This window comes from Bacillota bacterium (assembly GCA_030019365.1).
Classification (GTDB): Bacteria; Bacillota; Sulfobacillia; order JACIYH01; family JACIYH01; genus JACIYH01.
In genome coordinates this window covers 50,968-72,003 of record JASEFA010000005.1, presented here as the reverse complement: position 1 = coordinate 72,003, position 21,036 = coordinate 50,968, and the positions used below count along the sequence as shown (strand labels likewise).

Genomic DNA, 21,036 nt, shown 5'->3' with positions numbered 1-21,036 from the left:
GGCGGCGCCCATTGCCTGAGAGGTGGTAGTGGCCGTTGCCCGAGAAGGGATGGTGGTTGCGGTTGCCTGAATGGGCTGGGGGCGAAGCCAGGGCTCCGCTCACCTGCGGGGAACTGGTACAAGGCACCATCGGGGGACGGGACTTCCTCATATCCTGCCCCGTCCCCCTCTACTCCCGGGCACGGGTCTGGCTGGAACCCGCCACGTCACCGGGACCGGTGGCCGTCACCGTGGAGCACGCCCTGTTGCCCCCGGGTGCTCCCCGACCGATCCCCGGCGCGGGAAACAAGGCCGTGCGCGCCCTGGAGGTAACCCTCCTGGCCCTGGGCAGACAGGTGCGCCGCGCGGCGATCCACCTCGTGACCCCCGGCCTTCCCGGCAAGGGGCTGGGGACCAGCACAGCCGACATCCTGGCCACGGCCGGGGCCACCGCGGCCGCCCTGGGCGAGCAACTTCGACCCGAGCAGCTGGCCCGGATAGCGCTGGCCATCGAACCCAGCGACAGCACCATGTTCCCCGGGCTGGCACTGCTGGATCACCGCCGCGGTACCCTGATGAAGGCCGTGGGGCCGCCGCCCGCGCTGGGGCTGATCGTCGTGGATCTGGGGGGAGAAGTGGACACGGAACAGTTCAACCGCCGACCCAATCTGGATGCGCTCAACCGCTGCAAAGAGCCTCTGGTGAGAGAAGCCCTGCGCCTCGTGCACCGCGGCATAAGGTGCCGCGACCCCGTCCTGATGGCGCGGGGAGCAACCGTCAGCACCCTGGCTCACCAGGCCATATTGCCCCGCCCCGGTCTCCCGGAACTGGTACGGGGGGCCTGCCGCCGGGGCGCCCTGGGGGTGGTCAACGCCCACAGCGGCACCGTCCTGGGGGTGCTGCTGCCACCCTGTCCCCGCACGAGAAACCTGGTGGCGGAACTGCTTTCTGGCTGGCCCGGCGCCACCGTTCTCGGTCTTACCGGCGTCACCGGAGGTGGTGTCAGAGTATGGCGCACGGCGGACGCATATGGGAAGCTGCCCGCACTCTGGGAGCGGACCCCGCAGAGATCCTGGATTTCAGCGCCAACCTGAATCCCCTGGGCCCTCCTCCAGGGGTGATGGCTCTCCTGCGCGATCACCTCGGAGATGTGGCTCATTACCCCGAGCCCCGGGGAGGAACCCTCAAGAGGGAACTGGCCCGTCACCTGGACGTTTCCCTGGATCACCTGGTGGTGGGGAACGGCGCCGCCGAACTCATCTACTGCTTCTGCCGGGCCATCAGTCCCCGCCGGGCCCTCATCCCCGCCCCCACCTTCGGCGAGTATGCCCGGGCCGTGGGCGCGTGCGGAGGCGAGGTGGATTACCTCCCCATGGACGCAGCGGGATTCCGGCTGCCCGGGGACCGCCTGGCCGCCGCCCTGCACCACGGGCGGTACGACCTGGCGATACTGTGCAACCCCAACAGTCCCACCGGCACCCTGACCACTCCCGATGAACTGGCTCCCATCCTGGACGCCGCCGCCCGCGCCGGCGCCTGGCTGCTCCTGGACGAGTCCTTCCTGGGCTTCCTCCCCCGGCCCGAACTGCTCTCCCTGCGGCGGCTGGTCGGGTCTTCCGACGGCACCGGGGCCCGGCTGGCCGTGCTCGACTCCCTCACAAAGCTGTACTGCCTGCCCGGCCTGCGGCTCGGTTACCTCACGGCGCCGGCACCCCTCGTCAGCCGCATGGAGGAAACCCGCGACCCCTGGAGTGTGAGCGTCCTGGCTCAGGTGGCCGGCATCGGCTGCCTCCAGGAGCAGGAGTACGTGCAGCGCACCCGCCGCCTGCTCCCTGGCCTCCGCCGGGCACTGGCGGAGGCGCTGTCCGCCATCCCGGGCTTACAGGTCTTCCCCTCGGCCGCCAACTTCCTGCTCCTCCACACCAGACCTTCGCCCCCTCCGTTTGAGCCGCGCCCGGCCAGCGTGGTGGCCGCCCGGCTGGCGCGCCGGCTGATCCTGGTGCGGGATTGCTCCGATTTCCCCGGCCTGGAGGCCGGTGATTACATCCGGGTGGCGGTAAGGCTGCCGGGCGAGAACGAGCGCCTGGCCCGCGCCCTGCGGGAGGTGCTCGCCGATGAGCGGTAAGGCCATCATGATCCAGGGGACGGCTTCCCACGTGGGGAAGAGCGTGCTGGTGACCGCACTGTGCCGTATCCTCCACCAGGATGGCCTGCGGGTCGCCCCCTTCAAAGCCCAGAACATGTCCCTCAATTCCTACGTCACGCCCGATGGCCGGGAAATCGCGCGGGCCCAGGCCGGTCAGGCCGAAGCCGCCGGGATACCTGCGGAGGCCATCATGAACCCCATCCTGCTCAAACCGGGGGGCGACTCCCGCTCCCAGGTGGTAGTGCTCGGGCGGCCCCTCGGGGAAGCAGAGGCCCGCCAGTACCGGGAACGCCACGTCCCCGTGCTGGCAAAGGTGGTCGAGGAAAGCCTGCGGCAACTCCTCGGGCGTTTCGACGTGGTGGTGATCGAAGGGGCGGGCAGCCCCGCGGAAGTCAACCTGCGGGACCGGGACCTGGCCAACATGTACGTGGCCTCTCTGGCCGACGCCCCCGTGCTCCTGGTGGCCGATATCGACCGGGGAGGGATGCTCGCCGCGGTGGTGGGCACCCTGGCCCTCCTGGAGCCCGACGAACGGGACAGGGTAGCCGGGTTAGTGGTCAACAAGTTCCGGGGCGATGCTGAGCTTTTGCGCCCGGGACTCGAGTTCCTCACCCGCAACACGGGCAAGCCGGTGCTGGGCGTCCTCCCCTACGTCCCGGAGCCACTCGTGGACGACGAAGACTCGGTTTCCCTGGACCAACGAAGCACCCGCCGATGGGCGGGAGGCGCCTCGCCGGGGACACCCACCGAAGAAGACACGCCCGTGGTGGCGGTCCTGCGTCTTCCCCGCATCGCCAACTTCACCGATTTCGCCCCACTGGAGTCAGATTCCGGCGTGCAGCTGCGCTACGTGCCGCCCGGACGCCCCATCGGTGCCGCCGACGCAGTAATCATCCCGGGCAGCAAGAGCACCCTGGCCGACCTGCGCTGGCTGAAGGAGCAGGGGTATCAGCGGGAAATCCAGGCCCTGCTCAGGCAGGGCACCACCGTACTGGGCATCTGCGGAGGATACCAGATGCTGGGCCTCGCCGTGGCCGATCCCCTGGGGATCGACGGACCGGCGGGCGAGGAAGAGGGCCTGGCGCTGCTGGACGCCTGCACGGTGTTCCTGCCCGCCAAGGAAACCCACCTGGTGGAGGCCGAGGTGACCGGGAGCACCGGGTTCCTCGAGGAGCTCACTCATACCACAGTGCACGGTTACGAAGTGCACATGGGCACCACCATCAGGTTGCAGGGGGCCGAGCCCTGGCTGCACATAACTCGCCGCAGGAACCTTCCGGCCGACATACCCGAGGGAGCCGTGGACCCCTCCGGCCTGGTGTTTGGCACCTACCTGCACGACATCTTCTACAACGACCACCTGCGCCGGGCGTTCGTCAACTGGCTACGTCGCCGGCGGGGCCTTCCTCCCGCAGCGCCAGAGGCCTTCGTCCTCTCGGCCGCCGGAGACCTGTCCGCATCGCGGGAAGGACGGTACGACGAGCTGGCCCGCATCGTGCGGGCCCACCTGGACATGGAATTCATCTACCGGCTGCTGGGGCTCAGCCCCCCGCCTCAGGCCTGCGTTCCCCCAGGCCAAACTCGCTGATGTCCAACATCCAGTGACGCCCCCGCAGCACGGGGACCGCCTCACGTACTTCCAGCGGCCGCTGAAAGAGCGGGCCGTCCACCGCCAGGGTGTGGTACTCGCCGCTCTCCCCTGACGGCGACAGTCCGCGCCGGGTCAGGGCGCGGTCAAGCTCGGCCGTGCACCGCCGGTCCAGCGTCCGCCCCAGCCACTCCAGGCCCAGGTCCGACCGAACGGCCACGATGACGGCCGTGAACCCCTCGCTCACCCACTCCCGCAGGAGAACGCTCTGGTCCGCGCCCCACAGCGGGAGCAAAGCATTGAGGCCCGCCTCCCGCGACACCCTCTCCACCCACTCCCGGTGCTCCCGCAGATCTATGTCACCGAAGACGCCCGCTTCCACGCCCCGTTCGCGCAGCGAGGAAATCGCTGCCTTAAACCTGGCCTCATACTCCTCCCACCCGGTTTCCACCGCGATGAGCTCGACACCAAGGGCCTCAGCCTGAGTCCGCACCAACTCTAGCCGCAAACCGTGGGCCATGGTGCGCTCGGTTCTTCCCGAATAGGTGGTGACCAGGTAACCGATGTCGGCCCCGGACCGCCTGGCCCGCCACAACGCCAGGCAACTGTCCTTGCCGCCGCTCCAGGAGACAAAGCACCGCAACGCGCGCCCCCCTCCCCGAAATTCCCGTCAGACACCGTCCCCTGCAGGGATGGCTCACCTCGCGTTCCAGTGTACCACAGCCATGCCTGCGCTCAAACCCCAGTAACGGTGGCGGTTCAGGGCAGGCCGGGGAAAGACGGCACCGACTCCTGCCGCGGCAGGTTCTCGGGCCAGGCGGCCAGGGTGGCCTTCAACCGCAGCGTGGCTCCGTCACGCAACACGGTCAGCGTCACCTGGTCCCCGGGCCGCTTCGTCTCCAGGTAGCGCGATACGTCGTCCACCGACTTCACGGCACGCCCGTCCACCGCCGTGATGATGTCGCCCACCAGTGTTCTGCCCGACTGGGTCACGGACATCGGGCGCAACCCCGCCCTGTCGGCCGGGCTGCCCTCGATCACCTGCGTGATCAGGACGCCGCTCCGGGTGTCCAGCCGGAGCCGGTCCGCAAGTTCGGAGGTTATGGCAACGCCCCCGATCCCCAGCCAGGGATGCTCTACCTGCTGGCCGCTCACCAGGGCAGGGAGCACCCGCCGCGCGGTGTTGATCGGGATGGCGAAGCCTATGCCCACCGACCCCTCGACGGGACTCTGGATGGCCGTGTTGATGCCGACGACCTCTCCGCGGGCGTTCAGCAAGGGTCCTCCCGAGTTGCCCGGGTTGATGGCGGCATCCGTCTGCAAGAGACCGCGTATGGTCCGGCCCGTCACTCCCATCATCTGGCGATCCCTGCCGCTGATGATGCCCACCGTAACCGTCCGGTCGAGCCCGAAGGGATTCCCGATGGCGATGGCCAGCTCCCCCACCTGCACCCGGTCCGAGTCACCCAGGACGGCAACACCCAGGTCGTGCCCGGAGGGGTTGATCTTCACTACGGCCAGGTCGTTGCCCGGGTCCGTGCCGGTAACCACGCCGTCCACGGTAACACCATCGACCAGGGTCACCTTCACCTGGCGGGCACCCTGTACCACGTGGTAGTTGGTCATGATGTAGCCCCGCCCGTCCACGATCACTCCCGACCCCGTACCCTGTTCCGACTGAGGCCCGAAGAAGCCTTGCGTGACCTTGCTGACCTCCATCTTAACCACCGCCGGTGCCACCCGGTTGTAGACGGCGGTAACGGTACCGGGCGGGATTTCCTCCGGGAGGGCGGTCACGCTGAGAGGGTGACCGACCGGTATCTGGGCGACGGCACGGGCGGAGAGATGTGCCCACACCGCCGTCCCGCCCATCATCATCCCGGCCACCAGCAGGGCCACCACCGCCAGCACCGGTGCCCTATCCCTCCAGAACCGCCCCTGCCGTGCGAACCACCGCTGCCTTGAGGCCATACGGGGTTCCTGCGACGCGACCTCGCCCGCCGGGGCCATCTCTGCGTCGCCCACCGGGGCCATCTCTGCGTCGCCCACCGGGCGTGTGTTTTCCGGATTTACCTCCATAATCTTGCTCGACCTCCCAGCGCCCGCACCTCGTGGGCTGCGGGCGGCCATCTCCGGTATAGACGAAGAATGTGAAAACAATGTGAAGGCGCACCCCGGAGCGCCAGTCCAGCCGCCGCGATCGCGGCGGCAGATCCCGACACAGTCAGCGCGCTGACACTCAGCGGCCCACCACGGTCAGTGCGCTGACACTGAAGCAGCCCGACCTCCCCACGCGAGCCGCATCCGTTTACATATGTGGCCTATGTGCCGTATTATGCTTACCGTCGCTTCCCGTGGGTCCAGCCCGAGCGGGCACATGGTCAGCTAACTGACGGTTAAGACCGTCTCGCGGTCAGTCCGCTGACACTGCTGCCCCAGCCCTCCAGCGAGGGACCAGCGAGGGGGCACCCTGCTCGCGCCTGGCATCAGGTGCTCGAGCGGCGGAGGGCCGTCGCACTGGCAGTACCGGCCGCAAGCACGACGGCACTCACCACAAATGCCATCTCAAACCTGCCGGTGAAACCAACAAGCCAGCCCGTCACCGCGGGAGCAAGGAAGGTCGGCACGGTGGAGGCAAGGTTCAGTATCCCGAATACCCTCGCGTACGCCTCCGCGGGGGTCGCCCCGGCAACCTCAGCCACCAGCAGCGGGTCCACCACCAGCTTCCCGGTCAAACCGTATAGCAGGACACCGGCGTACAACGCCGCATGTCCCGGAACCAGCCCCACCAGCACCACCGCAACCGCCGAAGCAGGAAGCAGCCCAGCCAGCGCGGTCGCCCGCCGCGACCCTGCCGTCCGGCCGCCCGGAATCGGGGCGGCGCGGTCGGACGAGGCCGGCGCGACACCGTGCAACGGCGTCGGGGCGCGGCGGTCCGACCAGGCCGCCGCCAGCAAAGACGCCGGGATGGATACCAGGGGTACCAGTGCGGAAACCAGCCCGGCCTCCCCGCCCTCCAGGTGGCGGGACGCCTGCAGATAGAAGGGCAGCCACGTCAGGAACACGTAGAAAGGATACATGCTGCAAAAGGAAGTGGCGCAGGCCAGCACCAGGGTCTTCCCGCTTCCGCCCCGCGCAGTGGTCGCCCCGTCCCGGCCCGGGACCGTGGCTGGCCGGGGACGTAGCCCCTCCCGCACCGCCAGCAGCATCACGATACCCAGACCCGCAGTGACCAGCCCGAGGAGCAGGAAGGCGGACCGCCACGGTACCTGCCACCGGTAGAGCACGACCGCCCCCGCACCCCAACCAGCCAGGATACCAGCGCTCATCCCCGAATTGATGAGCGCCAGGGCGCGGGCCCGGCGCTCGGGCGGCACGGAGGCCGTGGCCAGAGCATACTGCGTGGAGTAGTAGGTGCCCTGCCCCAGGCCGGTGGCGACCCGCGCACCAGCGAAAAGACCGATGCCGGGGCAGAAGGCACCGGCCACCGTGCCCGCCGCCTGCAGGAACCACCCCGCCAGCAGGACCATCCGGCGCGACAGCCGGTCGCCCACGACACCGGCCGGCACCTGCATGAGAGCGTACGCAAGGAAGAATGCGGAGTTGATGAGGCCCAGGCCTGCCGGACCCACGGACCACTCTTGCTCCAGCAGCTTGAGGCCTGCAGAGAGGATGGTGCGGTTGGTGTACATCACCACCCAGCCCGCGAAAAACAGGCCCACCAGCACCCGCCAGTCCTGCCACGGCCTGCGCGGCCGGTTCGTCGTCAGAATAAGGTCATCCATTGAGTGCGGCTATGACACCGCCACCACACTTCTGTGCCACTCCCCCACGGCCACGGGCCCACCCGGTAGACCGATCCTCACGCATACGTTCGCCAGGACATCATACCACGGACCGGAAGCGCATGTCAGCGCCCGTTCGATGACACGGATTCCCGCTCCGTGATTCACCGCACACCGCCGGGTCTCTCCGTTCGTGAAACTCCTGCCTTCCAACCGGCTGAGGCCCGGCACCCCAGGGGCGGCTCCCTGCCGCTCGAAATGGTCTCAAGCACGTCCCACCACGGACAACCCCAAATGGCATGAAGCCTGAAGCATTTGAGTGTCAAGATGCGGCAAGGCACGGGATGACCTGGGAACGCAGACGATGGATAGCACGTCTCTCAGTTGAGGAACCAGGGGAAAGGGCGACAGGGCGTGGAACGGCCGGTGATGGTGTCGCTGTTACTGCGGCTGGAAAGGATGCACCGCTGGGTGGCTCCCGCCGTTCTGCTGGCGTGCTTCGTGGTGACACAGGTATTGTTTCGCCTGCCCAGAGCGGGTCTGACCGCGGGTCGATGGCTGCTGACACCATACATGCTGGTGGCGGCGACGGTCCTCTGGCCGGTGTGGCTCGCCCGAGGGCCGGCCAGGCCGGCCACGGCAGCGCAGATCGCGCGAGCGGCGGGCCTCTCTGTGTTGACGCTGATAGCGTGTGTGCTCGCCATCCCCCTCTGGGCGGGCCACGGCTGCTGGGCACCGGACCTCCATTCCTTCTTCCTCATGTCCCTGGCCGGAGTAATCCTTTCCCTGGCGCTGGCCCCCCTGGTGCCGGAGCGCGTGAGGAATCTGAGCGAGCGGCGAAGGGGCGCGGTGGCGCTCATATTTCTGGCCTCCTTCACCCTGAGCGCGGCCACCAGTCTCCTGAGCGCGCGGGCGGCGGTCCCCGTCCGCCCCGCCGGGCAGCCCCAACCGGTCTGGTCGCGGACTCCCTGGCCGGCAGTCTGGGCTCACCTGGCGCCGCGACCCTGGAGCAGGGCTTCATTCGCACCGGCCGACCTGGCCGTGGAGGGGGACGCGCTGGTGTTCGTGCCCCTCCCGGGGAGGACAGAGGTGCTCCACAGCGGTGACGGCCACCTGCTCTGGACGGCCGACCTGGATCCTGGCCCGAACCGGATGCGCTCCGATACCGCCCGTAACGTATGGGAGAGGCCGGTGGTGTCTTCCGGCCACGTGCTCCTGCGGCCCCGGGGAGGCTCAACGGGCCAGATCCTGGACCTGCAGGACCGCACCATGCACAATGTAGACTTGGGTGATGCGGGGCAGGTGGTCCCCTGTCCGGAGGAAGGTTTCTGGGTGCTCACCTCCCGGGAACTCCGCCGGCTCGATGCCCACGGGCAACTGGTGTGGGCCTCGCGGCCCCAGCCTCCCGAACCCCCTGCAAGTACCACCCGCGCTAAGGAGTTCGTAGACTTCCGGGTCAACGAGTCTTCGCCCCCCGATATGTCTCCCCGGTTGAGCGCCACCCCGGACGGCATCGTGGGCCTGCAGCCCGAGTGCCTGTATGTGTGCGACGCGGAAACCGGCGCCATCCGCTGGCAGACGTTTGCCCGCGGCAGGTTCGCCGGCATGCAGGTGGCTCCCTCTCTGGACACCATCTACGTGGCCGAAGCCGGGAGCGAGGGGCGGTACCTCACCGCCCGCGGCCTGGACGGACACACCCTCTGGACCCGGCAACTCTCGGACGACTGCTTTGGGGTCGACTGGGCGGCCACGCCTCACGGCCTGGCTGTGGCGGTGCTGACGCGGGACCACGGCCCCATCCACCACCTGGGGCCTGACGGCAGCCCCCGGTATTCAATCCCGGTGCCCGCGGGAGAATGGTGCAGGCTCCGGAGTTACAGGGACGTCCTCCTGCTCACCTCGTACAACCGCATCAGCGCTTACCGGGCGGGCGACGGGGGCTTCCTGTGGGAGCTTGACCGGTCGCGGGTTTCCTCGCTGCCCGCCGGCTTCCAGGAACACGAGAACTGGGTCCTGGCCGGCAACACCCTCATCATCCGTTACGGACCGGGGATCATCGCCTGCGATCTCTACGCCGGCAGCGTGTCGTGGCAGTACTACCCACCCGGTCAGGCCTACGACGCGGCCGTGGCCGGGGACATGGTATACGTGGCGTCCAGCCGGGGCATCTTCGCCGTCCCCGCCCCCGCAGCGGCCCCGGCCCCGTAGGTCTTGACCGCCACCTCAGGGCACATAAGCCCCGACGGGGATTCGTACCCGGTTGGGCGGGACTGACAGTGGTCAGGTGGCTGGCGGTTCGAGGCCGAGGCGGGAGAGCGTCTCTTTCTTGGGGAGGCCCGTCGACTCGTCCCAGCCGCGGGCGCGGTAATATTCGTCCAGCATCCGGTCGAGCTCCACCACGCTGCCCGCCGAGGGTCCGCTGTCGGAAGGAAGGGGCTCGCGGGTGAAGCGCTCGGGCAGGGTGTCGTCCCCGCGCCCCAGCCCCAGGCGGGCGTTGTAGCAACGCTCCAGGTTCACCAGGCGCTCGCAGGCGTCGCGCACTTCCTCCTCGGAGAATTCCCAGCCGGTGGCGGCGCTCAGGATGCGGGCCGCCTGGTCGTAGGGCAGGATCTCCATGTTGACCAGGGTGTTCTTGCACACTTCCAGGCAGTCGGCCAGGGCGCACCGCTCCTCGTAGTGCTTGACCAGGACGCCCTTACCTGCCGGGGCAAGGCGCTCGGCCGCCTCCGCCACCCCGAAGCGGCGCAGGGCTTCCTCCCGGTTTCCGGTGAGCTCGAACCACGGTTCCGAGCGCAGGTGATCGCCGCCCCGGCTGGCCACCGCCAGCCCCAGGGCGTACCCCTTGATGCCGCGGGGGTCGGCCTGGAACACCTCCATGCCCTTGATGTGCATGGCGTAGCGCTCGCTTCCCCGCCCGATGAGTTGGGCGGCGCGGCGCACCCCGCCCGCCAGTACCTCCCCTATGCCCTCCCGCCGGCAGATCTTCTCGATGAGCGCCAGGATGGTCTGGCCGTTGCCCCAACGCAGGTCCAGGTCGTCGGTCTCGCCGGGGCTCACAGTGCCAGCTTCGGCCAGCTCCATCAGGAAAGAGATCGCCTCGGAGGTGGAGATGACGTCCATGCCGTAACGGTTGCACATGTCGACCGCGCGCAGGGCCAGCGCCAGGTCGTCGTTCCCCACCCGGGACGAGAACCCGGCCAGGCCCTCGAACTCGGGACCCTCGCTGGCCAGCCCGGCGAAGGGTCCGGAATCCACGCGGAAGAAGCGGCTGCAGGGGATGTTGCAACCGAAGCAGGCCTTGCCCTTGAGCCGGTAGGTGGCCGCGAGATGCTCGCCGGAGACCCGGTCGACCCCCGGGAACCGGCCGGTGCGGAAGTGGAAGCTGGCCAGGCACCCCAGGCCGTGCAGGGCCCGCACCAGTCGGGTCGTGCCCAGCCGCTTGCGGGGTTCGTATTCGGGATGGGCGAATATGGCGGCGTCGGCCTCCGCCACCGCCGCGTCGAAAGCGGCGCGGTCGGCCACCCTCACCGCCCCCCGGCCCCGGACCGCCACCGCCTTGAGGTTCTTGGCCGCCATTACCGCCCCCATGCCGGTGCGGGCAGCGGGACGGGCCAGGTTGAAGAACACTCCGGCAAACAGCACCCCGTTCTCGGCGGCCGGGCCCGCCACCCCCACCTGCACACCCTCATCGCCCAGCTCTGCCCGGATGGCCTGCTGGGTCTGCCAGACGTCCAGGCCCCGGAGGTGCCCGGCGGGACGCAGGCAGGCCCCCTCCTCCGTGATCAGGAGGTAGGTCAGGTCGGGCGCCCGCCCCCCGATGATCACCTGGTCAAAGCCGGCGTACTTGAGCTCGGGTCCGAAGAACCCCCCGGCGTTGCTGTCCCCCAGGATGCCGGTGAGGGGAGACCGCGCGCTCACGTTGACCCGGGAAGCACCCGAGAAGGTGGTACCCACCAGGGGGCCGGTGGCGAACATGAGCCGGTTCTCGGGGGACAGGGGCTCCACTTCGGGCGGAACCTCATCGTGCAGCACCCGCATGTTGAGGCCGCGTCCCCCCAGGTACCGGCGGACCAGCTCGGCATCGAGGGGCTCGACGGTGCTCCGCCCCGTGTCCAGGTCGACGCGTAGCACCCGCCCGGCGTAACCGCACCCCCGCTCCGCACTCGCCTTCATCCCGCCTGCCCCCCAGCCGCACTCGCCTTCATTTTGTCTGCCCCCCCGCCCTCACCCGCGCCCGCCCGGCCATCGCGCGCGGCGTCGCCCGCCCGGCCGTAACGGAGGGCGCCCGTGACGCACCGTCCCACGCAGGCGGGATTGCCGTCGCAGAGGTCGCAGATGAGGGGAAGGGCGGTGTCAGGGTGAATCCTGATGGCACCGAAAGGACACGCCTCGGCACAGTCGCCGCAGCGCATGCACAGCCCCGCGTCCACCAGCACCGCCCCCGTGCAGGGGTCCCGGCTCAGGGCCCCGCAGGAGCACACCTGCACGCAGCGGGCCACTCCACACTGCCGACACACCACGGGCTCGTCCAGCCCGGCGGGCTCATCCTTCCTCACCCAGATGCGGGAAAGGGAGGGAGCAAAGGCCCCTTCGTGCCGGTAGCTGCAGGCCAGCTCACACGCCCGGCACCCCGCGCAGGCGCGGTGGTCCACCAGTAGCCGCGGCAGCGGGCCCGCCGTACCCCGCTCGGCACGGGGGTCGATCTGCTCGATGCGCAGGATGACCATGCCGTCCGGGTCAGGACAGGCCACCCGAAAAGTACGGGGAATCCAGTCGTTCTCCTCCGCGGTGCGGCGCTGCTTGACGGGTAACAGGGGCAGCACGCTCTGCAGCGCCCACATGCAGAAATAGCGGCCCTCGGGAACGGATAGCCGGCTGCCCCGCAGTTCACAGTAGTCACCCGGCCGCATGGGCATATCGCAGAAGCCCCTGACTTCCTCCACCACAATGCGCAAATCGTACATGACGAACCTCCACGCAGGGAATACCAGGCCGCAACGGGCCAGCCTCCGGAGCGGGACCGGGACGGCCCACGGCCAAAGATGCAGAGATCTTCGTCATGCGAAGGGAATTCCCCTGTCGAAAGCCGCCCGGTCACCCGGGGAACCGGTGCCCCGGCCGTCACCGGTCCCGCTGCCACTCCGCCGGTTGCCGTGGTATGGCGTGGCGCCACACCGGCTCAGGAGCGCAGACGAAAGCGATAGTAGTCCTCCAGGCCCAGGATGAGCACACCGGCCACCACCAGGGTCGCTCCCAGCACCTGCACGGGGAGGAGCCGCTCGCCCAGCAAGAGGCCCGCCAGCACCAGGGCAAGGGGCGAAAGCCGCCGCCAGGAGAGATGTGAGCGCCGGCGACAGGTAGAGGAGAATGGTGGCGAGGGAGGCCGGCATCATCTCCACCGCGTAGAAAGATGTGAGGGCAGCGCCGGCAAAAGCCATCCCCTGGGCGGGCACGCTCCACCCCAAGGAACGGTCCCGCAGCAGCGCGCGCAGGCTCCGCCGGTAAAGCCCGACGCAGGCGAGGAGCAGGACGGGAAGGGCCAGCCCAAACCGCAGGAAACCCAATGCCAGGGGCGTCAACCCCACGCCATAGGCGATCTTGGTGCGGACGGGGTAGGACGACCAGGCGAATACGGCCACCAGGAGATACAGGTAGCCTGCCAGCAAGAGGTCACCTTCTCAGGCGGCGAAAGAACAACCGGGGCGCCGGAAAGCCCGGCGACCCCGGTTGATTCGCCCCACGAAGGGCTAACTCCTGCTTGCACCCGGCCTGCAGCCGGCGAAGGCGTCAGCGGGAAGAGACTGCTGCCTGGGCGTCCACCAGCCCGGCCCCCACCCAGGTGGAGGGATAGGGCAGGGGCTCCGCGGTCGCCATCAGGTGCTGGCGTACCTGATCGGGAGAAGCCGGCCCGCGTGCGGCCAGGTACAGTGCCGCCGTCCCGGCCACGTGGGGGCTGGCCATGGAGGTGCCGCTGGCAGTGGCATAGCCCCCGCCCTTCCAGGTGGACAGGATGCTCACGCCCGGTGCGGCGATGTCCACCTCGGGGCCCCGGCTGGAGAAATCGGGGACGGAATCGTCGGCCGCGGTGGCGGCCACGGCGATGACCTCCGGGTAGCGGGCGGGGTAGCACACCGTGTCTTCCCCGGGACCCTCATTGCCGGCGGCGCAGACCACCGTGATCCCCCGGTTGTACGCGGTGATGATGGCGTCGTGCAGGGCGGGGCTGTCCGTGGAACCGCCCAGGCTCATATTGATGACCTGCATGCCGTTATCGATGCACCACTGGATGCCCTCGATGATGTCGGAGTAGTACCCGGACCCGGTCCGGTCCAGCACCTTCACCCCATACAGCCAGGCCTCGGGGGCCACTCCCACCACGCCGATGGTGTTGTCCACCGCTGCCACGATGCCGGCCACGTGCGTGCCGTGCCCGTTGTCATCGTCCCAGGCGTCCGGCCCCTTGTTCTTGTACGCGCCCGTCTGGATGGCCAGGTACCCGCCTTTGACGCTGGCCAGCAGGTCGGGATGGTCCTTGTCGATCCCGGTATCCACTATCCCCACCTTGATGCCCGCGCCCCGGGACGATGCCCAGGCCAGATCGGCGTCAATCCGGTCCACGCCCCAGGGCACCTGCTGAGCCGGCTGGGCTGGCGGCTTGCGCGCCAGGGCAAAGGCCCGCGCGTCCACCTCCACCCGGGCCACCCCGGGATGGCTGGCCAGGGCCCCCGGCACCGCCGTCGGAAACTCCACGGCCAGCGCATTGACCAGGCCTAACTGGTGAACGACCTGACCTCCGTGCTGCCGGGCCAGGGCAACCTGTTCGGCGGCCGGCAGACCCGGGCGGAACACCACGATGTACCGGTGCCCCCCCGCCTCACCCGCCAGACCCCCCGCCGTGCCTCCCGCCGAAGCCGCTGCCGCAGCGACCGCCCATCCACTACCCGCCAGCATGCCGCAGAGAACCACGGCCAGGGCCAGCAACCACACGCGTCTCTCCACGGTTCAAACCTCCCTTCCCATCCCGTGCCGGCAGGTACCCACCCACCTCTTTCCTGCCAGTCAATTGGTATTTCGAGGGGGCCTGGTCTTATCCTTCAACCTTGACCAGCCCCCTGCCAACCGTGGTGTCGACGATTATGCGGATGCGCCGCCTCCGCCCCCGCATGTAACATCACGTTGCGACCTCCCCGCACCACATCGACGCGATCACCTTCGACATTCCGCGGCGGGGGTAGCACGCAGCGGACTTTCGTGCTACAATGTGAGCGGTGATCTGTGCGTGGCAGTGACGCATGTGACGCAGAGGAGGATTCTGGCAGCAGGGTTTCTGGCGGGCATAGTTGTCCTGGTCAACCTGAACAGGATTCCGGTCCTGGCGGGCGCGGTGCTGGTTCTGCTGGCCGTGTGCCGCTGGCGGGGCGTTTCCTGGCGGAACCTGGCCAGGCTCCTGGCATATCCTCTCTTCCTTGCCGTTACCACTGTGGCGGTCCTGGGGCTGACCGGATCCCCGCCCACCGTATCGCCTCTGGGGAGCGCCTGGCCGGGCCTGAGCCTCTCCCTGCCCGGACTGGAGCGGGGCCTGCTCCTTTCCCTGCGCATGTTCTCGGCGCTCCTGGCGGTGGCGCTTCTGGTCAGCACCGCCGGGTGGCCCGGTCTCCTGCGTGCCCTCCGCCACCTGGGTCTTCCTCCCATCCTCACCCGCCTCATCGGTGGCATCGTCCGCTACGGCGATCTCGTGCACCGGGAGATCCTGCGCATGCAGCGCGCTCTGGCGTGCCGGGGATTCCGCGCCCGCACCGTCCTGCACTCCGGCTCGGCAGCCATCCTGGGTCGCCTGCTGGGCGCATCCCTGCTCCGCACCCTGGACCGCGGCGAGCGCATCCACCAGGCCATGGTCGCCCGCGGCTACCGGTCCGTGAGCGCAGCTGCGCCCGTGACGGCCGTGGCAGCGACGGGCGACGCTGCCGTGGCGGGGGCCGTGGCGGAGGGGACGGACGACGCTGCCGTCGTGGTGCGCGACCTGTGGTTCTCTTACCCGGGAGGCCCGCCCGTGCTCAAGGGCATATCCTTCACGGTGCCGCGCGGCAGCCGGGTGGCCCTGCTGGGTCCCAACGGAGCCGGCAAGTCCACCCTGCTCTTTCACCTCAATGGCCTGCTCTCCCCCGGCCGGGGGGAGGTGCACATACTGGGACATCGCCTGGATAGGGCGGCGCTGCCCTGGGCTCGCACCCGGGTGGGCTTCGTGTTCCAGGACCCGGACGACCAGGTCATCGCCCCCACCGTGCGCGAGGACGTGGCCTTCGGCCCCCTGCAGCTGGGCTGGCCCTCCGCCCGGGTGGAGGAGGCGGTGAGCTGTGCCCTGGAGCAGCTGGAGATAAACCACCTGGCCGACCGTCCGGTCGCCGATCTGTCGTACGGGCAGAAGCGGCGGGTCGCCCTGGCGGGAGTGCTGGCCATGGACCCGGCCATCCTGGTGCTGGACGAGCCCACCGCCTTCCTGGATCCGGCCACCCAGTCCGAGCTGTTGGCCATCCTGGAAACGTTGCGCCAGGGCGGCAAGACCATCATCCTGGCCACCCACGACGTGGATCTGGCCGCGGCCTGGGCCGACCACATGCTGCTCCTGGAGGGAGGTGAGGTTCTGGCCTCGGGCACGCCCGGCCTGCTGGCCAACGGGCAACTGGTGGAGCGGGCCCGGCTGCGCGTGCCCTGGGCAGCTATGCTGACACCACCCGGACGCGATCCCCGCGACTTCCTGGACGAGGAGGCGAAGTCATGCACATTCCGGACGGATTTCTGGACCCCCGGACCCTGGCGGGCACGGCGGTGATGGGTGCAGGGGCGGTGGGATATGCTACCTCCCGCCTCAACCGCGAACTGGACGAAGGTCGCATCTCCGTGCTCGCCGCCATGTCGGCCTTCGTGTTTGCCGCTCAGATGGTTAACTTCCCCATCGCCGGAGGCACCTCCGGACACCTGCTGGGAGGAACCCTGCTCGCCATCCTGTTCGGACCCTGGGCAGCGTGCCTGAGTCTCACGGCAGTGCTCATCATCCAGGCCCTGGTATTCGGAGACGGCGGCATCACCGCCCTGGGGGCCAACGTCCTCAACATGGCCGTGCTGGGCACCCTGGCGGGATATCTGACCTACCGTCTGCTTGCTCGGCGCACGGCCGGCTTTCGCCCCGTGCCCGCCTTCCTGGCCAGCTGGGTGTCGGTTGTGCTGGCGGCGGTAGCCGCCGCCCTGGAGCTCGCCCTCGCGGGCGCCATCCCCCTGCGGGTGGCTCTCCCCGCCATGGCATCGTGGCACGCCCTGATCGGGCTGGGCGAGGGTATCATCACCACCGCCGTCCTCGCCTACCTGGCCCGCGTGCGCCCCGGCCTCCTGGGTGCAGTGCCACCCCAGCCGGCTAAGCTGCCAGCCTGAGGGACGGGTCGGTCACCAGGGGGAAAGCTGACGCGAACGCCCTACTGTGAAGAAAGCGGGGGATATCCCATGAGGGAACGACGCCACAGCAGAGTTCACTGGTGGATGCTGGCGGCCGCCGGCCTGGTGGCGCTGCTGCTCGCACCCGTTGCCTCCTCCTGGCCGGACGGCCTGGAACGGGTAGCCGAGGACCACGGTTTCATCGCCCGGGCCATCACCCTCCTCCGGGCACCCATCCCGGACTACATCCTCCCCGGCGTGCCGGGCAGCGCGGCCACCGCCCTGGCCGGCCTCCTGGGGGTGGCGGTAACCTTCTTCGTCGTGTGGGGGCTCACCCGTCTGGCCCTACGCGCCACCCGCCACTAGCCGCTACCCGCAAGTCCACCCGCGTCACGGACGGGGTACCGGGGGTCCCTCCGGTTGCGGCGGCGCTTGGGCGGTCGGCGCGCCACAATACCGCTCCAGGGCTCTCAGGATGGCGTGAGCTGCCCGCCACTGGGTGGCTTCCTGCCGCAGGAATGATTCCTCCCTGGGGTTGGACACGTACATCAACTCCACCAGGACGGCGGGGCAGCGGGCCTTCCTGGTCACGTAGTATTCAGCCTCCTGCACACCGCGGCTGAGGGTGCCGAGAGCACCCACCACCTCTTCCTGCACAAGCCCGGCCAGCCGCCTCGACTCCGCCCCGTTGAGGGTGCCCGGCGTCACATAGGTAGTGGTCCCCTGCACCGACCGGGCGGGGTAGTAGTCGTTGTGCACGGATACGAACAGGTCCGCTCCCCGGGACCACGCCGCCCGCCAGGACAGCTCCCCTTCGTAATCGTCCCCTTCCCCCGTCCAGTCGGCGGGCGGCTGCGCGGAGCTGTCCCCGTACCGGGTGAGAATAACCTTCGCCCCCCGGCTCTGGAGCGACTGGGCAAGCCGCCAGCACATCTCCCAGTTAACATGCTTCTCCAGCAAACCGGTAGGCCCGCGCGCCCCCGTGTCTTCTCCTCCGTGACCGGGATCGATCACCACCGTCTTGCCCCGCAGGCCGGGCGGGGAGAAGCGAACGCGGATGGCGTTGGCGCCCTTCTCCACCCGGAAGGTCACCCCCGGCAGGGTGCTCGCGCTCAGGGTCACCCCTTCGGCCCCCGTGCGCAGGTCCACCCCCGTGACCAATCCAGGACGCGGGACAGCCCCGGGGACACTGCCCGTACCGGAGCCCGGGCCGCCGCCGGCGGCACCTCCGACGCCGTCGCCCTGAACGCCGCCCGCAGCACCCCCCGCGCGGGGGGCGGCCAGCGCGGGATCGGGGCCGGCACCGGGCAGGAACACCTCCACCCGCTCACCGTTTCTCGTCGCCTGCGGCCGCGCGTACCCCACGGTACGGATGGTCAGCACCTCACCGTTGTCCCCTGCCTCGAGCGACACTGCCGATACCACCGGCCGGAACTCCAGCACCAGGCGCCCGCGCTCGTTACCCAGCACCCGGTAGCTGGCCTGTTCGCGGAGAAAAACCCTCACCTCGCTCCCGGCCACGGAGATGTAGTCGAACTCGTAGGTGCCCACGCCCAGGGCACCTCGGGCCGCCAGGGGAGAGGAAGTGCGCACGGCCAGGCAGTTTCCTCCCTCCAGGGGCAGAACGGTGGCGGAAGAAAACCCGCCCGATATGCTGAGGAGGCGGCTTCTCTCGTCTCCCTCCACCGAGATCCGGAAGGCGTCGCGGGGCGCCCTCACCCCACCCGTGAGCCACGCCGCCACCCAGCCCACCGTCCCTCGGGGCGAAACCCCCTGGATCCAGGCACCCGAGGTACCCACCACCCTCAGCGTGTCCCCCCGACCCAGCCGCGTGAGCACCCGGTAGCCCAGCCCCGGGCCGGCCCGGAAGTTGACGTTACGTGCGGTCACGGTGGCGGTGCGGTAGCTGCCCATCTCCCATAGCGCCGGCCCCACCCGGGAGTAGATGCGCCGGTCGTGCGGCCATTCCATGCGCACCTCGCCACCCGGAACCCAGCCCCGCGCCCCATCGCCCGTCTCCAGGCGCACCCACCCCTCGCGGGTGCCCAGGTAGCGGCCCGGATTGCCCACCGTGATCGTGCCCACTGGCTCCGCATCGGGGACGGCGCTGCGCCGTACGATGGTCTTCGTGCCCGCGGGATAGACCAGCATCCCGGCCGGGAAGCCCGGCGACAGGCCCGGAGATCCTCCCGGCACCGGCACGGCCGATCCCGCCGGCCCCCCGGCCGGCTCCGCCCCCGGCGCCACCCCGGCCCCGGGTGGTGCGCCTGTGCCTGGTGCGCCGGCGGTCGGCCCGCCGGCAGGTGGTGCGCCCGTCGATGGCGCGCCGGTGGGTGGCCCGGCGTGCAGGGAAACCAGGGGGAGCCAGATCCAGGCCGTCCCCTCTCCGGCCACCACCTGGACCCACTCACCCCGCAGCAGCCGGGCGGGATAACGGTTCCCCCGGTCGGTTCTGCCCACCACCGGGTGATCCAGTCCCGGCCCCGACCGCATGTTCACATTGGCGCGTTCCACGACGGCCACCGCCCGGCGCGGGGTGAGGTCTATCTCCACCAGCCACCCCGCGATCCAGGCGGCCGGTCCATCGTCGTGCTGCACGTTGACCCAGCCCGCGCGGGCACCCAGTACGGTCAGCCGGTCTCCCCGCGTGACCCGGCCCGTCACCCGGTGCGAAGTACCGGGTCCTGCCCTCAGGTTGCAGACATCACCGGCCACCAGAGCGATGAGGCCCTCAAGGGGAAAGTCCACGGTCGCCGCCAGGACGGGCGCGCCCCGCGGAATGTGAGCGATGCCCGCCACCAGCACCATCAAAAACAAGACCGCCAGCAGGGGTGTCCACCTGCCCTGCCCCGAGCCTGTCCAACGTCCCATCGGCCTGCCTCCATGCGCTCCCACCCATTACTGACGCCCGGGAGGTCCCTGCTGTTTCCGCCAGAGTTCCGGTAGGAGAAAAGCGGGCCGTGTCGAAAATCAGGAGCAAACCGTCCAAGGGAGGGAAAGCCGGTGGCGCAAGCGAGCCAGCCCGTCTACGTAAGGGTCGACGCCCGGGCAATGAAGGACGTCGTGGCACGCATCCTGGAGCGGGTGGATGTCCCGCCGAATCAGGCCGAAACCATAGCCGACGTCCTGGTCAGGGCCGACCTGCGGGGGATCGAGTCCCACGGGGTGCAGAGGATCAACACGTATTACCTGAACCGGTTGCGGGTGGGACGTATCAACCCCCGCACCGAAGTGACCGTGGTACAACGTACCCCCGGGCTGGCGGTGCTGGACGCCAACAACGGCATGGGCCAGGTGGCGGGAGTGCGGGGCATGAGTATGTGCCTGGAGATGGCGGAGGAAGCGGGCATGGCGGCTGTCCTGGTGCGCAACAGCAACCACTACGGCATCGCCGGCTACTACGCCATGATGGCCCTGCCCCGCGACATGATCGGTATCTCCCTCACCAACACCCAGCCCCTGGTGATCCCCACATACGGGCGTAAGCGGATCATCGGCACCAACGCCATCAGCGTGGCCGCCCCCGCCGGCACGGAGCGGCCATTCGTGCTGGACATGGCCACGAGTGTGGTACCCATCGGCCGCATCGAAGTGTTCGACCGTCGCAAGGAAAAGGTGCCTCCCCACTGGGGAGCCGACGAAACCGGAAAGGCAACCGACAACCCCGACCGCATCCTGCGCGGCGGTGGTCTGTTCCCGCTGGGTGGCCCGGCGGAAACCTCGGGTTACAAGGGATACGGCCTGTCCGCCGCGGTGGACATCTTCTGCGGTGTGCTCGCCGGTGCCGGCTTCCTCACCCACGTCTATCCGCCCGGCGACCCCCAGGGACGGCCGTCCAACGTGGGCCACTTCTTCGCCGCCATCAAGATAGCCGCCGTCATGCCCCCCACAGAGTTCAAGGCCCGCCTGGATGAGTTCATCCGCGAGCTGAAAAGCTCCCCCAAAGAAGAAGGCCAGGATCGCATCTTTCTGGCCGGGGAGAAGGAATTCGAAGCCGAAGAGGAAAGAGCCCGGGAAGGGATCCCGGTCAACGCCGCCGTCCTGGAGGAGATCAGGACCAACTGTCGCGAACTGGGTGTCTCCTGGCCGTTCCCCTTCTGAGCCGACGCCCT

The 21,036-nt window shown here is 69.3% G+C and carries 15 protein-coding genes; 8 read left to right on the top strand and 7 right to left on the bottom strand.

The window, feature by feature from the left end:
• Positions 1-35 precede the first annotated feature (35 nt).
• From QME70_09135 to QME70_09125, 3 genes are read left to right on the top strand one after another with little or no spacing between them, the layout of a single operon-like run.
• Positions 36-1,073: a GHMP kinase gene (locus tag QME70_09135; GenBank protein MDI6894753.1), complete on the top strand. Its 1,038-nt coding sequence runs from the start codon at positions 36-38 to the stop codon at positions 1,071-1,073.
• Entirely contained in the window at positions 989-2,104 is a 1,116-nt protein-coding gene (gene cobD / locus QME70_09130; protein ID MDI6894752.1) for a threonine-phosphate decarboxylase CobD, read from the top strand. The genes QME70_09135 and cobD overlap by 85 nt, the downstream gene beginning before the upstream one ends.
• On the top strand, positions 2,094-3,713 hold the full coding sequence (locus tag QME70_09125) for a cobyric acid synthase (protein ID MDI6894751.1): 1,620 nt from the start codon (positions 2,094-2,096) through the stop codon (positions 3,711-3,713). Before cobD ends, QME70_09125 begins: the two co-directional genes overlap by 11 nt.
• On the opposite strand, the gene QME70_09120 is transcribed toward QME70_09125, so the two are convergent.
• From QME70_09120 to QME70_09110, 3 genes are all read right to left on the bottom strand, one after another.
• On the bottom strand, positions 3,667-4,356 hold the full coding sequence (locus QME70_09120) for a diphthine--ammonia ligase (protein MDI6894750.1): 690 nt from the start codon (positions 4,354-4,356) through the stop codon (positions 3,667-3,669). The two genes, QME70_09125 and QME70_09120, sit on opposite strands and share 47 nt — an antisense overlap.
• 116 nt (positions 4,357-4,472) lie before the next feature.
• The gene (locus tag QME70_09115; GenBank protein ID MDI6894749.1) at positions 4,473-5,792 is read right to left on the bottom strand and encodes a trypsin-like peptidase domain-containing protein; all 1,320 of its coding nucleotides are present in this window, start codon (positions 5,790-5,792) and stop codon (positions 4,473-4,475) included.
• Between the two features lie 407 nt (positions 5,793-6,199).
• Positions 6,200-7,441 carry an MFS transporter gene (locus QME70_09110; GenBank protein ID MDI6894748.1) on the bottom strand — a complete coding sequence of 414 codons (1,242 nt, stop codon included), beginning with the start codon at positions 7,439-7,441 and terminating at the stop codon, positions 6,200-6,202.
• A gap of 471 nt (positions 7,442-7,912) precedes the next feature.
• Here QME70_09110 and QME70_09105 point away from each other — a divergent pair, with 471 nt between their 5' ends.
• On the top strand, positions 7,913-9,706 hold the full coding sequence (locus tag QME70_09105; GenBank protein MDI6894747.1) for a PQQ-binding-like beta-propeller repeat protein: 1,794 nt from the start codon (positions 7,913-7,915) through the stop codon (positions 9,704-9,706).
• Between the two features lie 72 nt (positions 9,707-9,778).
• Here the strand turns inward: QME70_09105 and QME70_09100 are convergent, their stop codons facing one another.
• The 3 genes from QME70_09100 to QME70_09090 all read right to left on the bottom strand — a co-directional run bounded on the left by QME70_09100 (position 9,779) and on the right by QME70_09090 (position 14,497).
• Positions 9,779-11,671 carry an aldehyde ferredoxin oxidoreductase family protein gene (locus QME70_09100; GenBank protein ID MDI6894746.1) on the bottom strand — a complete coding sequence of 631 codons (1,893 nt, stop codon included), beginning with the start codon at positions 11,669-11,671 and terminating at the stop codon, positions 9,779-9,781.
• On the bottom strand, positions 11,668-12,462 hold the full coding sequence (locus QME70_09095; GenBank protein MDI6894745.1) for a TIGR04076 family protein: 795 nt from the start codon (positions 12,460-12,462) through the stop codon (positions 11,668-11,670). Before QME70_09095 ends, QME70_09100 begins: the two co-directional genes overlap by 4 nt.
• Positions 12,463-13,285: 823 nt before the next feature.
• Complete coding sequence (locus tag QME70_09090) at positions 13,286-14,497, bottom strand: S8 family peptidase (GenBank protein MDI6894744.1); 1,212 nt, start codon at positions 14,495-14,497, stop codon at positions 13,286-13,288.
• Between the two features lie 280 nt (positions 14,498-14,777).
• Here QME70_09090 and QME70_09085 point away from each other — a divergent pair, with 280 nt between their 5' ends.
• From QME70_09085 to QME70_09075, 3 genes are all read left to right on the top strand, one after another.
• On the top strand, positions 14,778-16,328 hold the full coding sequence (locus tag QME70_09085; GenBank protein ID MDI6894743.1) for an ATP-binding cassette domain-containing protein: 1,551 nt from the start codon (positions 14,778-14,780) through the stop codon (positions 16,326-16,328).
• Positions 16,274-16,924 carry an energy-coupling factor ABC transporter permease gene (locus QME70_09080; GenBank protein ID MDI6894742.1) on the top strand — a complete coding sequence of 217 codons (651 nt, stop codon included), beginning with the start codon at positions 16,274-16,276 and terminating at the stop codon, positions 16,922-16,924. The genes QME70_09085 and QME70_09080 overlap by 55 nt, the downstream gene beginning before the upstream one ends.
• 69 nt (positions 16,925-16,993) lie before the next feature.
• On the top strand, positions 16,994-17,290 hold the full coding sequence (locus QME70_09075) for a PDGLE domain-containing protein (protein ID MDI6894741.1): 297 nt from the start codon (positions 16,994-16,996) through the stop codon (positions 17,288-17,290).
• Between the two features lie 24 nt (positions 17,291-17,314).
• On the opposite strand, the gene QME70_09070 is transcribed toward QME70_09075, so the two are convergent.
• The gene (locus QME70_09070) at positions 17,315-19,795 is read right to left on the bottom strand and encodes an N-acetylmuramoyl-L-alanine amidase (protein ID MDI6894740.1); all 2,481 of its coding nucleotides are present in this window, start codon (positions 19,793-19,795) and stop codon (positions 17,315-17,317) included.
• A gap of 132 nt (positions 19,796-19,927) precedes the next feature.
• On the opposite strand from QME70_09070, the gene QME70_09065 reads away from it, so the two are divergent.
• The gene (locus QME70_09065) at positions 19,928-21,025 is read left to right on the top strand and encodes an Ldh family oxidoreductase (GenBank protein MDI6894739.1); all 1,098 of its coding nucleotides are present in this window, start codon (positions 19,928-19,930) and stop codon (positions 21,023-21,025) included.
• Positions 21,026-21,036 lie beyond the last annotated feature (11 nt).

Coding starts and splice junctions, on each gene's coding strand:
- cobD (MDI6894752.1), top strand. CDS start 989: ATGGCGCACGGCGGACGCATATGGGAAGCTGCCCGCACTCTGGGAGCG.
- QME70_09125 (MDI6894751.1), top strand. CDS start 2,094: ATGAGCGGTAAGGCCATCATGATCCAGGGGACGGCTTCCCACGTGGGG.
- QME70_09115 (MDI6894749.1), bottom strand. CDS start 5,792: ATGGAGGTAAATCCGGAAAACACACGCCCGGTGGGCGACGCAGAGATG.
- QME70_09100 (MDI6894746.1), bottom strand. CDS start 11,671: ATGAAGGCGAGTGCGGAGCGGGGGTGCGGTTACGCCGGGCGGGTGCTA.
- QME70_09095 (MDI6894745.1), bottom strand. CDS start 12,462: ATGTACGATTTGCGCATTGTGGTGGAGGAAGTCAGGGGCTTCTGCGAT.
- QME70_09080 (MDI6894742.1), top strand. CDS start 16,274: ATGCACATTCCGGACGGATTTCTGGACCCCCGGACCCTGGCGGGCACG.
- QME70_09075 (MDI6894741.1), top strand. CDS start 16,994: ATGAGGGAACGACGCCACAGCAGAGTTCACTGGTGGATGCTGGCGGCC.
- QME70_09070 (MDI6894740.1), bottom strand. CDS start 19,795: ATGGGACGTTGGACAGGCTCGGGGCAGGGCAGGTGGACACCCCTGCTG.